The sequence below is a fragment of the Eubacteriaceae bacterium Marseille-Q4139 genome (assembly GCA_018223415.1).
In the GTDB taxonomy this organism is placed as follows: Bacteria; Bacillota; Clostridia; order Lachnospirales; family Lachnospiraceae; genus CABSIM01.
The window spans coordinates 2,968,852-2,982,546 of the sequence record JAGTTQ010000001.1 but is presented as its reverse complement, the minus strand read 5'-3'; the positions used below and the strand labels follow the sequence as shown (position 1 = coordinate 2,982,546).

Below are 13,695 nucleotides of genomic sequence, written 5' to 3'. Positions count from 1 at the left end.
TCTCCCTTCCTGTGGAAATAAAAAACTGCAAGACCGCCAATCGCCCTGCAGTTTCTTTTCTGCTATTAGTCTGGATTCTGAGGCGCGATATGCCAGTCGCTCCAGAGGTTGCCGTCAATCCGCAGCGAATCTGTCAGATTTATGGAAAGCATTCCCGCCGGCGTCCAGCAGTCCATTAACCTTGTGTAGGCAATGTAGCTCCCATCCGGATACCATATGGGTGTGAAATGGGTGCGCCGGTTGTAGGTGCTGTACGGGTTTTCCTGAAATTCATGGGTCATGTGATACCCATTTCCCATCCGCTCCAAAAGCCGCCAGAAATTCTGGTACTGAAATTCCGGGAAATAAGTCACTGCGTTCTGTGCCGGGGTTACCGCGGAGCTTTGGTTTGTACTCACATGAGTAGTTACCTTTTCCTGAATCCCATACCCGGATTTCATGGTGCTGTCATTCGCTGTCGGCGCTTTTTCATCCGGCGTGATGTCCATGGACGCAGTCAGGCTCGCGGAGTACCGGTCAAGATCAAACTCCCACCAGCCGTGGTCGCACCAATACCCATCATCATCGTCATCACCGCTGTGCCATACCCAGTGTTCCTGCCACCACGGCCTCCAGACTCCCCAGCTGGCTGTGATCTTTTCTTCCTGTGTGGGAATCTCCGGCCGGCTGAAGCTGTCGTTCCGGTCATCTGCATTGGGATCCGGTGGCGGGTTCTCATTAAGATCCACGATGTTTACCTGGATGGTTCCATCTGCTACGGAGCCGCCGCCATGCACCCTTACGGTGATGGTCATGGTCTGCGGTTCCTCCGGCGTCGTCCAGCGAATCCAGGCCAGCTGACTGTCGCCCGATGGGTAGTAAACATTGTTGACGCGGTAAGTACGGCCTCCTACGTGAAAGGTAACGGAAACCGGGTGATCCGGGTCGCTCTGCCCGCCACTGACATCCACCGCTGTAATCACCTCCGTATTCGTCCGGTACTCGTAATCAAACTCCGTTACTTCTACTTCCTCCGGGGGCATATCGTTAAACCGAACGATCCCAAGTCCCAGGGAACTTTTGATTTCACTGTTGGATCGTACTCCGGTTGTCGGTCCGCCCCAGGCTGGATAGCCAAGATCCGATGTTTCCAGGAACATGGAAAGCGGCAGGTTCTGGAATGCAACCGTAGGGAGAACCGCACGCATCCCGCCGCTTAATACTTCATCATACAGCGCCGCTTCTGTTGCAGTCACTGCAATCAGGTTTCCCTGGAATCTTACAAAGCTGATCGGTTCAATAAACAATCGGTACTCTCCGTTAATAAGCGTATCAAAATCCATGCCGGTTAAACCCGCAATGCTCCGGATGACCTGCTCATCAGTAAAATAGCTTTTGATGGCTTCTATATTGGCCTGTCCGAGACTTTTGGAGCTGATGATCCGCGGAAGCGCCTGGGCAGGATTCACATATTCATACGCACCCGTATTTACAGCCAAGGCAGTTCCGTTGTTGTAGGATACTTTGCAGACCTTTCCAAAAGAATACACGATGGACGGCCGCTTATTGGTCAGGTCAATGGGCCGGGTTACCGGCTCCCGGCTCTCCGCCCGGATTACCGTGACCCGCACCCCCTCATTTCCGGGCGTCCAGGAGTTCTGGCTGGTTCCCTGCCCCATGCTTCCGCCGCCTCCATCCAGGTTCCCCTCCCCGACGGCATAGACAGGAAACGCGAACAGCAGAACGATAAGACAGGACAGAACCAAAGAAATACTGATTTTCTGTTTCAAGAAGGCTCCTTTCCATGAAAAAAACACCGCCTGCTGGCAGTGTTCTTTCATTACGTCTGTTATACGGCCCTTTCTAAAGATCAATCCATGACCCCGATCTTATTGCCGTTCTCATACATATCATCTGCTGTTGTGCCGGATCCGCCTCCGCCCTGGTTCTCTACCCATCCGAATCCCGGAACATAGATCTGTCCGTTCTGGGTATCGCCTGCCTGCGGTTCTCCAACTGCAGGAGTTGTCTCAGGAGGAGTTATGACTTCTTCATGCTCTACCGGTACGGGCGGTGTTTCCACCTTGGTTCCATCCGGTTTCTGAGTCGGGTCCGTTAAGATTTCCTCGCTGGGTACCTCCGGTTTCGTCACATCCGGCTGGATGCTCTGTTCCGTCTGATCCGTCTGGGCCGGACGGCTGTCCACCGGCTGAGTGCCCTCCTCTTTTTTTACGGCTGTACTGGTTTCTGTTTTTATGACCAGTTTCTCATCCTCACCAGGTTCCTCTTTCTGAACATCGGAAGGATTCACAACGATTTCTGTTACAGCAGAGCTTTCCTCCGGAGGCGCATCTTCCCCGGCAGGCGCGTTTCCAAACTGCAGGCTGATGGCTGCGATCAGTCCAATGCAGATCACGGCTCCACCTCCGATTGCAAGGTATCTTTTTGTCTTTTCTGTCAGTTTCATCTCATCGACCTCCTTTGAACATAACGGCCTTCTTTGTTATGTCACAACATACTACATCTTTTCTCACAAGTCTATCTTTTTCCCTGTTTCTTCCCGAAATTTTAAAATACTTCGATATATCCCGCCTGTACTTTCATCGTGATGAACATGGACGGAAGTATCCTGCCGCCAAAACGCACCGGCACTTCCAGACGGATCAGAGCATCCGCCTCAAACCGCTGTGCATGTTCCGGGTCCGACGGAGCAAGCGGTGCGTTGCGGAGCGTTACCTCCAGACGGTCAATCGTAAACTCCATAGCAGTCCCCGCATCGTTCCCATACTTCACATGACGCCCGCCGCGCAGAGTTGTACCGAGAGTCTCATCCAGATAGCGATAAATGTTGCCTTCATCCAGGGTTTCTTCCCAGTCCCCATCTCCGAAAGGCAGATAGCTTCCGGAATATCCTTCCCGCACACCATGGTAAACACCAGCATAATTATCATTTACTGTCGAGATGATTGCGTCCTCCACCGCATCCCTGACTCCTACCGCAATGACCTGCAGGCGGAAATATTCACTGATGCCGCACAATAGGATGATCAACGCCAATACAATCCCTATGGTCATGGGAAAGGATGCGGCACGGTCACTTTTTAAAATCTGCCCGATTCGTTTCCCCAATTACGCCACCTCACTTCCAGTATACTTCCGACTTTCCGGCCGCCTGGGAGCGCAGGGTAATGGGGAAAGATGCAAAATCCCCAAACAGGCCGATATTGGTTTCCATCGTCAAGGTTACGCTCACTTCATGATTCAGCTGGATCCGTCCGCTGTCAGACCATTCAATACGGGGACTTAGGCCCGTCTGCTCAGATAGAACCGCCGCGCGGCGGCTGGTTTCCGAACCAACCCGTCCGGAAATTTCCGCTTCCCGGACTAATTCCGTGGCAAAGGTATCTAACTGCTGTTTCTGGATAAACACCGGCAGCACCCGCATAGCCAGAGCCAGGACGATGACCGCGCACAACACCAGAACGATGACATCCACATAACCTTCCCCACGTTTTTCTCTCCATAACGTGCAAAGTTTCTTTTTCACGATCCCCCTCCTTAAAACATCCCGCCAAGGCTCTGGATGGCCACATAGCAGATGATTGCAAGATAGGTCAGCAGGAAGCACATCAGCATGGCAAAGGAGAATACGCGGATCTTCGGCGGGATTTTCTGGGCCTGGGCCTTTAACCGCTGCAGTTCAATCTGCTTGAAATCGTGAGCCAGCATCTGAAAATAGACGGCGCTGTCATCGCCGCGCAGCACTCCAATCAGTCCCCGTACCACATCGGACAACATGGGAGAATTGAGCCGTGCTTCAAATCGTGTCAAAGCCGCCTCATAGTTTGAGGAGCGCATGTCCGCCAGCAGGATATCCAGCTCCCCGGTCAGGGCCGGCCCTGCGTTCATCTTGAACCGTTCCAACATCCCGATCACGTTGCGGCTGGCTTTCAGTTCCTGCTCAATGGTGGCCACCATCCTTGGCAGCTCTCCCTCTATTTCCTCCCGCTTTGCTTTCATCTTTTCGTCTGCTTTCTGCGTCTCCTTAAAATAAAGGAGTACCGCTAAGATGGCTACGATTGGCGACAAAAGAGGCAGCAGAAACACACACGGGATAATCCCCAAAAGGACAGCTCCGGCTTTCGTTAACGCATACGCGAGGTAAACCTCCGGTGTCACATTCATTCCACTGGCCTTTAGCACATTTGCCATCCGGCCCCGCTTATATTCATCAATCCGGATATACTTTGCCAGCCATACCGCCACCGTCATCAGACTGGTTTCCAAAGTCTTAGCCGTTTTCCGCTCCTGCCGGACGGTCCCCAACATGGCACTGGCTGCTCCGATGGTCGGCAGGCGCAAGACTGCGGCTGACAGAAAGAACATTCCCAGGGCAAGAAAGGTTCCAAAGAAAAACAGTAATCCCATCATCCGGCTCACCTCCTGTACTCAATGGGACGGGTCAGCTTTACCACAAACCCTGCTGATACAAAGATCACTGCAGCGGTCACGGACAGGATGATCTGTCCCAGAGGCGTGTGCATCAGCACATTGTACCAGTCCTTGTTTAATAGATACATGAGCGGGATATTGCCGATCACAAAGATTACCATGATCAGGAACTCCTTTCTCGGCTCCGCAATCAGGTATTCCAGTTCGGCATTGACATTCCGCATATCGGAGAGTTTCGCTACGATTGGGGTCAGGGTCGTCTTTAAGCTCCGGTCATGCTGGCAGTCACTCAACGCATCACACCACTCCTGGAACACCTCATTGTCGATCTGCCCCCGCATGGCGCGTAAGCCCGCCTCCACATCGGGATTAACCAGCTTAATCTGCAGAAGAAAGCTCTGGAACACCTTTGATACCGGCGGATTTAAATAGACGATATTTTCCTCCACTGCCGTTACGATGTCCTCTGTCCGCAGATAGGCAGTGGTGATCACGGAAAGCGCCGTTTCCAGTTCTGCCGATACATCCCGTTTATAGTGGCTGGCCGTCAGCTTCACATACCAGAAAGGCAGGAACAAAAAACCCACTGCCATGACCGGGGCCAGAAAGAAGTTTCCCAGTAAGATTGCGATGGAACCTCCCGCGCAGAACAGCGCCAGCGATATGGCGCAGATGACCGAGAAGCGGTTTCCTCTCCCGGTCATTTTAAGGACCTCCTGTGCCTCTAAAATCTCCCGGCGCAAAACACCTGCCTTTTTCCTTCCTGACGATTCCTTGATATCCTCACGGATGCTTTTTTTCGGGCGCATCAGGAACGCAAACAGGCCGTCCGTAAATTCTACCGGTTTCATCCCCAATAGCAAGAACGCCCCTACGATCATTCCCGCACAGGCTAAGAGCTGGATCGCTGTCATACGGCTTTCGCCTCCTTCCTTTCTTCTGAATTTCCCAATAGCCTTGTGAGCATCTCCTGGGGCATCCCGTTTTCCATGAACCTGCGGGCAAGGCTTTCGGAAATCCCATTGACCTGCTTATGGCTTCCGGTAATAAGGAATCTTCCATTCTCCACCCGGTTCTCCGTAATCTGGTACTGGAACAGTGGCCGGAACACCCTCCCGCCATCCGGTTTTATCTCGCACTCCATGATTTCCATCAGACGTCGTTCCTTGTTTTCCAGCTGCTTGCAGAATGCCACAATCGGGTATGCTTCGGTCACAAATCCCATCAGGGTCTCATCGCTCATATCCACTGCCCGTTTGCACAGGGACACCATTCTCCGGTAAGTGGCATCACAGCTCATGGAGTGGATGGTGGTTACCACGGCTACGCCGGTACGGGCTGCCTCCTGCGCCGCATTTGCCTCCGGTCCCCGCATCTCTCCAACCACGATAATGTCCGGGTTAAATCGGAGCGCCATATCAAGCAGGGCAATCTGGTCTACCCGCTGGCGTTCATTCTCGCTGTCACGGGTCAGGGTATGGATCACGGAATTGACAACCTTGCCGTCTTTCCTGCGCACCAACGCCAGCTCTCTGGAACCATTCTCAATACTGTAAATCCGTTTGCTGTCCGGAATGGTAGTCAAAAGCCAGCCAAGCAGGGTAGTTTTTCCGGAGCTGGTCGCGCCTGCCACGCACACAGAAATTCCGTAGCGGATGCATTTGGAAAGGAAATCCAGCATCTCATCCGTCGCCGTGCCTCCCCGGATGAAATCCTCTTTCTTCATGCTCTGGGGATTGACGATTCGGATGGAGGCCGCGACTCCTACGTCCTCATCCACGATGGGCGTTTTTAACACAGCAATCCGGATATTTTTACTGAGATGCCCCAAGACACTGGGACTGGCATCATCCAACACCATACCGGATACATGCAGCATACGCCGGACTACGTTGATGGCATGCTCCGGGCTGTCAAAGTGTTCGTCCAGTTTTTTTGTCACGCCGCCGGAAAACTGCACCTCGACATCATCCCAGGCATTCACATCGATTTCTTCAATCCCTTCTCCGTAGATATATTTGGTCAGGAAACCAAACTCTGCCATTTCGGAATAAATCGCATCGATCAGTTCATCCATGGTCATTCCATTGACGACAATGCGGTGATCCTGAATATATTTCCCGGCAAAACGGCGGATCTGGGATTTGGCATCCCCGCTTCCCTCCGCCGTCACAAGGCTGCTGTACTCCTTGGAGAGATAGCCTTGCACCTCACGAAGCACATCGGAAAACTCACGGCTTTCTTCCCCGGAAGAAAAGAACAGGTCATGGGTACGCAACGGACGGTCCGGCCGCCTGGGAGGATGGTATTCATCATCTTCTCCGGATACCTCCTGCAGCGTCTCCGGCTCTGATGGCTCCGGCCTTTTCGTCCTATCTTCTGGACTTCCATCGGTATCTTCATCGAGGTCATACAAAGATTCCGACGGTTCCGGAGCCTGTCCGGATGCCTGTTCCTCCGAAAGCATTTCTTCCCGAACATCTCCGCCAGAACCCGCATAGAATGCGGATCTGCTCCGTCTTTCTCCTAACATCCGAACACCTCCTTTGTGATGGATTCGATGGATTTCCGGAATCCCCGGCTTTCTTTTAAGCCCAGTTCCTTTAGGAGATTCCCCTCCAGTACCTGGGAAAACACTTCTTCTGAATGGGGGATTTGAAACGCCACACTTCCCAGCACCTGTTCAATATGGCCGCTGGCCTCATTCGGGCGGACATTGCTGGCAATCTTATACTGCTTTTCCGCATCCCATTTATTCTCCCGCAAAAGGGGCAGCTGGCTGGACAGATAGCTGATGGACTTTAAGTCACAATTGACCAGCCGCAATACTGCATCGGATTCCATAAGTGCGATGGCCGACAGGATATCGTTTGCGATATAACTGCCGCAGTCAATCACGATATAAGGGGCAATCCCCCGCAGGCAGGAAAGCAGTTCTTCCGCCTGGGTACGCTCATAAGGCGGATAGGTGTACTCGTTCTCTCCCTTTCGCATCCCAAGGATTGTCAGGTGGCGGAACCGCTTATGGGTCATGCAGTTATGCCGTACCAGGGATTCCGTAACATGAGCCGCCGCCAGAACACTTCCCAGGGAATGTTCTTCCTCCAGATCCGCCGGCGGGCAGATGCAGGGAAGCATCGGCGTGTTCATATCACACAGCAGAAGCGCCACATCCCGTTTCTGCCTCGCAAGGTGTTCTGCCAGCTTAACGGCCACCGTGGTCTTACCGGAACCGGGACTTCCCCAAATGGCTAACATCTGGTTCTCCGTCTCCTGTCCCCAGTCGGATTCTTCCTCGCCTGAGCCGCGGGTAAATATGCTTCTTTTTAAGAAGTTCAATGCTTATTCCACCCCACTTTCTGTGGATGCACCTTCCGAAACAGAATCTTCCACTCCCCCTGTTCCCTCGAAAGTGCCTCCAGTTCTCTCAGAATCTTCTGTGCCTTCTGCCGTTTCATCCTCCGGTGCATAAAGCTCTGACAAAACCGTTTCCTGTGCCGCAATGAATTCTGCAGCCTGTTTCTGCTCGCCGCGGAACACCAGAGAAAGATGAATATCGCCATCCGCTTCCAGCTCCGCAAGAATCATGGACTGCTCCGGGGTAACTAACAGCGTGACCGTATCCGGAAGCTCCCGATTCTCTCCGTCCTCACTCCGTTCCCCGGTATTGGCATCTGCTCCGCTGTTTGCGGTAACCGCGATAACTTCCACATACTGCAGTTCCGGCGGAATGACGGTGACTCCCTGCTTTTTGAAATCCGGCGCAATCACAGAGACAATATCGCCGCTCTGAAGTTTTCCGGAAAGCCCGTTTGCAAAGGATTTGAGCGATACGGAAATCGCCTGCTTCTCCCCATTCAGGTTATAAAGATAGGCGTTTTCTGCCGCCGGTTCTTCTGCAATCTTCGATGCGATGATATAGTCCCCTGGCGCCAGATCTGCTGAGGCAAACTTTCCAATGGCAGTGTCTGTATTCTTTACCACATCTTCCGGCAGGTTATAGGCACCCACTTCCACAGACTTTACCATGTCCGGCGTGATTTCCTCTCCGAGCCGGATTTCTTTTACCACCCGGACAATCTCCGTTTTTTCACTGATGGTCTGGTTAAACAGCGGCGTAACCGCAAAGCAGATGATCAGGGAAAGCACAATGCAGGCCACGCCGATCACTACCCTATTCTTCAAAAAGTTCATAACGCAATCCTCCTATAAAAAGTGCGGCGGGCCTCTGATTTTCGCCCGCCTGGTCCGTTTATCTGGATATCCATCTTTTCCGGCGGTGCAGGACCGTCACAAGAACAGCAACCGGTACCACCGTGCAGACCGCAAGCATGATCTTTTTCTTCATCGAACCATTCCTCCCATTTTCATAAAATAAGCACAGGCACATCCAACTGCCAGAAACGGCCCTACGGGAAACGGGGAATTTTCCGTTTTCCCATGAAGCCGCCTAAAAGCAAGGATTCCTGTCCCATACACAATAAACCCTGCAAGCCCAATCATGGAGGCTGTAAGGGATGCGGGAAGCCCCAGTACCAGCCCGGTACTTCCCGCCAGTTTCACATCCCCGCCGCCAATCCCATCATCCTGTTTACCGCAAAGGGCTACCAGCAGATAGGGAACCATACACAGGATCCCTGCCAGATGCTCTGGTGAAAAATCCAAAAATACCAACGCTGCAATCCCTGCCTGCAGGACATCCGGAATCTTCCGGTACCGGATATCCCATAGAGATACGGCGGTTAACAGAGCCAGAAACAGGATGCCCTGCACGAGCTGCAAAAAAAATGCCGGATCAGCCGGCATAGTCAAACATTTCTTCCACACGCTCTACCAAGGTTGGAAGAACCGTGTCATTAAACAGAGCATAAAGGCCAGCCAAAAGCAGGGCGCCCAGCACAACGGCGATCAGGATTTTTACAGCGGTATCCACGTAGCCCTCGCCGGACGGTTCCATAAATTTCCGTTTTGCCTGCAGAGCCTTAACGGTAACCGTAGTGCGGATCTTCATCATCGTATTTCTCATCTTCATCATTTTCAATTCCTCCATATTGTTTCATTTTTGTGTGTTTACATCCCGGACATCTGCGGTCCGGCCTGCGCCGGTTCCGGCTGTGCGGGCGCTGCCTGGGGTGTTGGTGCCGCCTGCGCCATGGCAAGGGTCTGATGGTAGGTGTCCAAAACAGCACTGTATAACTGGCTTCTGAATTCCGCCGTCACAGGAAAACAGATATCCTTATAGCCATCCTGCGTCTTGCGGCTTGGCATGGCCACGAACAGGCCGTCTTTACCTCCCTCGACAACTTTGATTCCCCGGACGCCAAAGCATCCGTCGATGGTTGCGGATGCGTAGGCTCTGATCCCACCGGTTGCTCCGGGTGGATACATGGATGTGATGCGAATGTCTAAATCGGGCATAATGGTTCCTCCTTTTCTTCTGCTTTTTCATTTGACTGGTTCCCTTTCTGCATCTATCGCAAAAGCAGACGTTGATTGTCTGCTAAAGCTGCATGGTATGGGTAAATGTTTGGCCCGCCGGCTTAAAGTCGATTTGCTTAAATCCAATACGATCCACATAGTGGAAGGTACTTCCCTGTTCATCATAAAGCTCCAGCACATCACTCATGGACAGGGAATGCCCTGTAAAACTCTCCGGCAACTCCGTGTTGAATTTCGTATAAAGAGCCTCCAAGTCATTGGTCTGTGCCGCGCCGTCATAGACTACTTGGTAGTTCTCGCTATTCGGAGGCCCGAACTCCCGGTTCATTTCTTCGTATCCAATAAACTTCATATGGATATCGACCTCCGGTTTCAGCTGCCATACCCGCACATTTTTTAGCGCTGTCTGATGGATGTCTGCATCTTTCGGCGCGTTCATTAGTCGGTCGTAGATCCCGTCCATCCAACGGACATCCTGGATATTCCGCTGTTTATTCAGGAAATCCGTCAGTTCCGGTCCCTGAAACATAGGGTCTGCTGTTGCACATCCACCTGTAACCTGACCTGCACGGCTGCCATAATACATGATGATGCCGTTTTCAATATAAATCGTTTTCATTTTCCTCATCTCCCCTTATGTCATAGCCATCCCTCCACCCGGTTCCTGTCCCTCAAGATATTCCCGCAAGGTCTGTTCATCCGGAAACACCAGCTTTCCCTCTACGATTTCCATAACCGCAAAATCATCACGGTCGCAGATTAAGACCCGGTGCTGATAGTCTTTCTGCATCTCTACATAGCATTTGACTTCCTCCGGGCTGCACAGCCACACACCGGCGGCGTACCTGCCATCCGGAAGAAAACTGTAACCGGAATACTCCGGTGTATTGGATGCCAAATCTGCAGCTCCGAAAGGCCGGATCTGAGAAAGCTGAAGCTTGGCATCCTCTGGCAAAAGTTCCGGTTTTAAGATACCGGCCACTTCGCTACGGCTGCACCGGCAACGCTCCCCATCCGACAAGGAAACCAGAAAGACAGCCCCCGGCCCGGTTCCATGGGCTGCACCATCGCCGCCCATGCAAAAGAAAAGCTGACCATGTCTCCAAACAGGCAGCGCCTGATCCTTTAAAAGCACCACTTTATTTATGATGGGAATCCTTGGCCTTATGTCACTGCAGTCCTCAAGCCGGAATGCTCTCATGAGTTACCCCTCCTTTTTCTGGAGCAGGGCACTTAATTCCCCAATTAACTCCACCCGGACAGTATCCGGCATAGATTTAAATGCGGCACGGACATAGGCTTCCATGGCTTCCGGAGACTGGTCTCCGGCCTCCACCACATCGACCTTCCGCACAGTGACTTTCCCGTCTGCAAGGCCCAGACGCACAATATCCCCATACTCCAGCTTGGCAGCGTCCCGCAGACTTTTAGGAATCAGCACACGGCCTTTTCCATCCATCAGTTTATAAATTGGTTTATTTTTCAACATATCCTCCTTCCTCCAGAGCCTGCTTTACATCTTCATAGGGAATATCAAGCTCCTTTAAAAGTTCCAGAAGCGAAGCCATATCTGCCAGAGCAGCGACTCGCTCTGTTTCTTTTCTCTTTTCTGCTGCTTTCATACCGCCCTGCTTTCTGACGGTTCCTCCCGGACAACCACATATCCCTCTCCGTCATCTGCCTCTCCATAGAGGCCAAAAAGTTTAAGCTGCTGAGGCTGCGACCGTTCCCGTTCCCCAGGGTCATAGTTCGTGATCAGAACCTCCGGATACTCACAGCCGCCGTCATACCGCTGTGCCAGGTTATTCAGCCGGGTTACCGCGGTAATGGTGTATCCGGCATATAGCTCTCTAATGAAACAGCAGTCATTATAGCTGACCATCCACTTCCCTTTACAGCCTGCCAAGGTATCCCTAAGCCGCGTATGATCCTCCTTCCGGAATACCACCTCGTAATGCCCTTCTGTTTCAAAGTAGGGTGGGTCACAATAGAAAAAGGCGCTTTCCCGGTCATACTGCCGGATCAGCGCCTCAAAATCTTTATTCTCGATGACTGTATCAGAAAGCCTCCTAGATGCCTGCCAGATTGCGTCAAAACACCGCCGCACATCAAAGGGCTGACAGCTAAACGATGTACAGCCGCTTCCATAGCTGTACCGAATGAGTTTGAAAAAAGCCGCCGCCCGTTTAACATCCGTGACTTCCGCATTCTCCAGCAGAATCTGACGGATTTCCTCAAAATCCGGCGGCGGCAGATACCGCTCTGCCAGATCCAGTTCTTCTTTCAGAAAGCGGAGATCAAACTCCTGCTTATCCACAAATTTCCGGATGACCGTAAATTCATCCCTGCTGTTGATTGGCAGAAACCCAAGCTCCCGCAAAAAAGAACCCGTGCGGTTCTTTACACAGTAAAACAGGTTGGCCAGATTGGAATTATAGTCGTTGTAGACCTCCATGCATTTCCTGTCCGGAGGTTTCCCGAAAAGCACCCATCCGCCTCCGCCAAATACCTCAATGTACCGGTCGAATTTAGCCGGGAACATCGTATAGATCAGCTTCCGCAGGGCTTTCTTTCCGCCAACCCATGAAATAAAGCTGTTGATGCAGCATCACTCCCTTCCTGCAACAATATTCATGGCTGCATAGTCATTCCTTCTGTCTGCGTGGAATCTGTCTGACTATACTTTAATACAAATGGATTCTCATTGCGTATAATCATGCCGTATGCTGTTTGAACATGTCCGGCTTGCTGCATTTGCCGTTCCCCGTATCCGATAAAGTCAAATCTGAAAAAAGCCGGATCATCTGGATCGATTCCTGCTTCTCTGAAAATATCTTCAGCATATACTGCCGGAGAGTACACTTCTGGATCAAAATCATAACAGTCCAGATTTTCTGCTACATCCAATGCAAATCCAACTTCATTGCAGATTTCCAGTTCCAATGCTGCCTTAAATTTTGCCAAAGTTCTTTGATCCGGAAATGCCTGAATTTTTTGTGCCAGGGTATTGAGCTTTTCTATGTCCTCATCACCAGCAAGAGGATAGGGGAACGCAGTGCTGACGCTCTCTTTAATCAGACAATGATCAAAGGACGATTCTTTAAGTTGGATCAGCACATCCTGCATTTCCTGTTCTGTCGCAGGTAAGTCCATCCATACGCCTTTTTCCTCTGATCTGTAAACACTGACTACCTGAACAGAAATAATTCCCTGGGGTATCTCCTGGATATCCGGCAGATGAACTCCATCATACAACTCCTGATGCTGCGTACTGTTCGGAAATATATAGCCTGTTTCTGTAAAACTCCCCATATCCAAACGCCGCATTTCCATCCCAACTTTCTCTGCATCCAATAGATCTAATACATCCTCTGATATGCCCCTGATTGTATCTAACAAATCATTTTCCAGCGCAATACTGCCCAATGTAAAATCATCTGTCACGCCTGGATGGTATTCATAGCATTCCAGATTGTAAGCCAGGTTGATTAATTCTCTCATTGTAACAGGCACATCTACATTTTCTTCCTGACGCAGCTGAACTGCACCTGCAAAAATTTCGAGTTGGAATTCGTCCATTTGGCTGATCTGATATGCCAGCAGATTGATTTCTTCCACGGATAAGCTGTCCGTTTCGTTTATGATCGACTCCACAAACTCTGGCCATCCGCTGCGGCATTCCACCAAACAGTCTGAACCTGTTTCGACTCGTGCCCGATATAAGGCATCCGCAATGGCAAGCCTTGTTGCCGGTAACGAAAGGGTAGTAGTTCCATAATACCTGTTTTTTATCAGGCTTTTATTTGCGATATACACCGCCATTTC

Annotated in this window: 18 protein-coding genes; all 18 read right to left on the bottom strand. The window is 51.4% G+C overall.

All coding sequences use genetic code 11. The features are described from left to right. Nucleotides 1–65 precede the first annotated feature (65 nt). Nucleotides 66–1,769, bottom strand: a complete 1,704-nt coding sequence (locus KE531_14135; GenBank protein MBR9954727.1) for a hypothetical protein — start codon at nt 1,767–1,769, stop codon at nt 66–68. Between the two features lie 80 nt (nt 1,770–1,849). Next, entirely contained in the window at nt 1,850–2,446 is a 597-nt protein-coding gene (locus KE531_14130; GenBank protein ID MBR9954726.1) for a hypothetical protein, read from the bottom strand. A 101-nt stretch (nt 2,447–2,547) separates the two neighbouring features. Beyond that, the gene (locus tag KE531_14125) at nt 2,548–3,054 is read right to left on the bottom strand and encodes a hypothetical protein (protein ID MBR9954725.1); all 507 of its coding nucleotides are present in this window, start codon (nt 3,052–3,054) and stop codon (nt 2,548–2,550) included. 64 nt (nt 3,055–3,118) lie between these two features. Next, a complete protein-coding gene (locus tag KE531_14120) occupies nt 3,119–3,526 on the bottom strand; it encodes a DUF4320 family protein (protein MBR9954724.1) in 408 nt (135 codons plus the stop codon). A gap of 11 nt (nt 3,527–3,537) precedes the next feature. Further along, the gene (locus tag KE531_14115; protein ID MBR9954723.1) at nt 3,538–4,410 is read right to left on the bottom strand and encodes a secretion protein F; all 873 of its coding nucleotides are present in this window, start codon (nt 4,408–4,410) and stop codon (nt 3,538–3,540) included. Between the two features lie 5 nt (nt 4,411–4,415). Continuing rightward, complete coding sequence (locus KE531_14110) at nt 4,416–5,345, bottom strand: hypothetical protein (protein MBR9954722.1); 930 nt, start codon at nt 5,343–5,345, stop codon at nt 4,416–4,418. Then, a complete protein-coding gene (locus KE531_14105) occupies nt 5,342–6,964 on the bottom strand; it encodes a type II/IV secretion system ATPase subunit (GenBank protein MBR9954721.1) in 1,623 nt (540 codons plus the stop codon). The genes KE531_14110 and KE531_14105 overlap by 4 nt, the downstream gene beginning before the upstream one ends. Beyond that, nucleotides 6,958–7,770 (bottom strand): ParA family protein, encoded by an 813-nt coding sequence (locus tag KE531_14100; GenBank protein MBR9954720.1) that lies wholly within the window; start codon nt 7,768–7,770, stop codon nt 6,958–6,960. Before KE531_14100 ends, KE531_14105 begins: the two co-directional genes overlap by 7 nt. Nucleotides 7,771–7,773: 3 nt before the next feature. Beyond that, nucleotides 7,774–8,625: a Flp pilus assembly protein CpaB gene (gene cpaB / locus KE531_14095; protein MBR9954719.1), complete on the bottom strand. Its 852-nt coding sequence runs from the start codon at nt 8,623–8,625 to the stop codon at nt 7,774–7,776. A gap of 150 nt (nt 8,626–8,775) precedes the next feature. After that, on the bottom strand, nt 8,776–9,237 hold the full coding sequence (locus tag KE531_14090; GenBank protein MBR9954718.1) for a prepilin peptidase: 462 nt from the start codon (nt 9,235–9,237) through the stop codon (nt 8,776–8,778). Then, a complete protein-coding gene (locus tag KE531_14085; GenBank protein MBR9954717.1) occupies nt 9,227–9,466 on the bottom strand; it encodes a hypothetical protein in 240 nt (79 codons plus the stop codon). Before KE531_14085 ends, KE531_14090 begins: the two co-directional genes overlap by 11 nt. 35 nt (nt 9,467–9,501) lie before the next feature. Further along, nucleotides 9,502–9,849: a SpoVG family protein gene (locus KE531_14080; protein MBR9954716.1), complete on the bottom strand. Its 348-nt coding sequence runs from the start codon at nt 9,847–9,849 to the stop codon at nt 9,502–9,504. Nucleotides 9,850–9,931: 82 nt separating this feature from the next. Continuing rightward, entirely contained in the window at nt 9,932–10,489 is a 558-nt protein-coding gene (locus tag KE531_14075; protein MBR9954715.1) for a hypothetical protein, read from the bottom strand. A 15-nt stretch (nt 10,490–10,504) separates the two neighbouring features. Beyond that, nucleotides 10,505–11,071 carry a hypothetical protein gene (locus KE531_14070; GenBank protein ID MBR9954714.1) on the bottom strand — a complete coding sequence of 189 codons (567 nt, stop codon included), beginning with the start codon at nt 11,069–11,071 and terminating at the stop codon, nt 10,505–10,507. A gap of 3 nt (nt 11,072–11,074) precedes the next feature. Then, a complete protein-coding gene (locus KE531_14065) occupies nt 11,075–11,359 on the bottom strand; it encodes an AbrB family transcriptional regulator (GenBank protein MBR9954713.1) in 285 nt (94 codons plus the stop codon). After that, nucleotides 11,346–11,492: a hypothetical protein gene (locus tag KE531_14060; protein ID MBR9954712.1), complete on the bottom strand. Its 147-nt coding sequence runs from the start codon at nt 11,490–11,492 to the stop codon at nt 11,346–11,348. Before KE531_14060 ends, KE531_14065 begins: the two co-directional genes overlap by 14 nt. Next, nucleotides 11,489–12,433, bottom strand: coding sequence for a DNA adenine methylase (locus tag KE531_14055; protein ID MBR9954711.1), 945 nt, complete (start codon nt 12,431–12,433; stop codon nt 11,489–11,491). The genes KE531_14060 and KE531_14055 overlap by 4 nt, the downstream gene beginning before the upstream one ends. Before the next feature lie 68 nt (nt 12,434–12,501). Next, the gene (locus tag KE531_14050) at nt 12,502–13,692 is read right to left on the bottom strand and encodes a hypothetical protein (protein ID MBR9954710.1); all 1,191 of its coding nucleotides are present in this window, start codon (nt 13,690–13,692) and stop codon (nt 12,502–12,504) included. Between the last annotated feature and the right edge of the window lie 3 nt (nt 13,693–13,695).

Excerpts from the sequence above, each read along its gene's own strand:
- KE531_14130 (MBR9954726.1), bottom strand. The coding sequence starts at position 2,446 with ATGAAACTGACAGAAAAGACAAAAAGATACCTTGCAATCGGAGGTGGA.
- KE531_14125 (MBR9954725.1), bottom strand. The coding sequence starts at position 3,054 with ATGACCATAGGGATTGTATTGGCGTTGATCATCCTATTGTGCGGCATC.
- KE531_14115 (MBR9954723.1), bottom strand. The coding sequence starts at position 4,410 with ATGATGGGATTACTGTTTTTCTTTGGAACCTTTCTTGCCCTGGGAATG.
- KE531_14110 (MBR9954722.1), bottom strand. The coding sequence starts at position 5,345 with ATGACAGCGATCCAGCTCTTAGCCTGTGCGGGAATGATCGTAGGGGCG.
- KE531_14105 (MBR9954721.1), bottom strand. The coding sequence starts at position 6,964 with ATGTTAGGAGAAAGACGGAGCAGATCCGCATTCTATGCGGGTTCTGGC.
- cpaB (MBR9954719.1), bottom strand. The coding sequence starts at position 8,625 with ATGAACTTTTTGAAGAATAGGGTAGTGATCGGCGTGGCCTGCATTGTG.
- KE531_14090 (MBR9954718.1), bottom strand. The coding sequence starts at position 9,237 with ATGCCGGCTGATCCGGCATTTTTTTTGCAGCTCGTGCAGGGCATCCTG.
- KE531_14085 (MBR9954717.1), bottom strand. The coding sequence starts at position 9,466 with ATGATGAAGATGAGAAATACGATGATGAAGATCCGCACTACGGTTACC.
- KE531_14080 (MBR9954716.1), bottom strand. The coding sequence starts at position 9,849 with ATGCCCGATTTAGACATTCGCATCACATCCATGTATCCACCCGGAGCA.
- KE531_14075 (MBR9954715.1), bottom strand. The coding sequence starts at position 10,489 with ATGAAAACGATTTATATTGAAAACGGCATCATCATGTATTATGGCAGC.
- KE531_14070 (MBR9954714.1), bottom strand. The coding sequence starts at position 11,071 with ATGAGAGCATTCCGGCTTGAGGACTGCAGTGACATAAGGCCAAGGATT.
- KE531_14065 (MBR9954713.1), bottom strand. The coding sequence starts at position 11,359 with ATGTTGAAAAATAAACCAATTTATAAACTGATGGATGGAAAAGGCCGT.
- KE531_14060 (MBR9954712.1), bottom strand. The coding sequence starts at position 11,492 with ATGAAAGCAGCAGAAAAGAGAAAAGAAACAGAGCGAGTCGCTGCTCTG.
- KE531_14050 (MBR9954710.1), bottom strand. The coding sequence starts at position 13,692 with ATGGCGGTGTATATCGCAAATAAAAGCCTGATAAAAAACAGGTATTAT.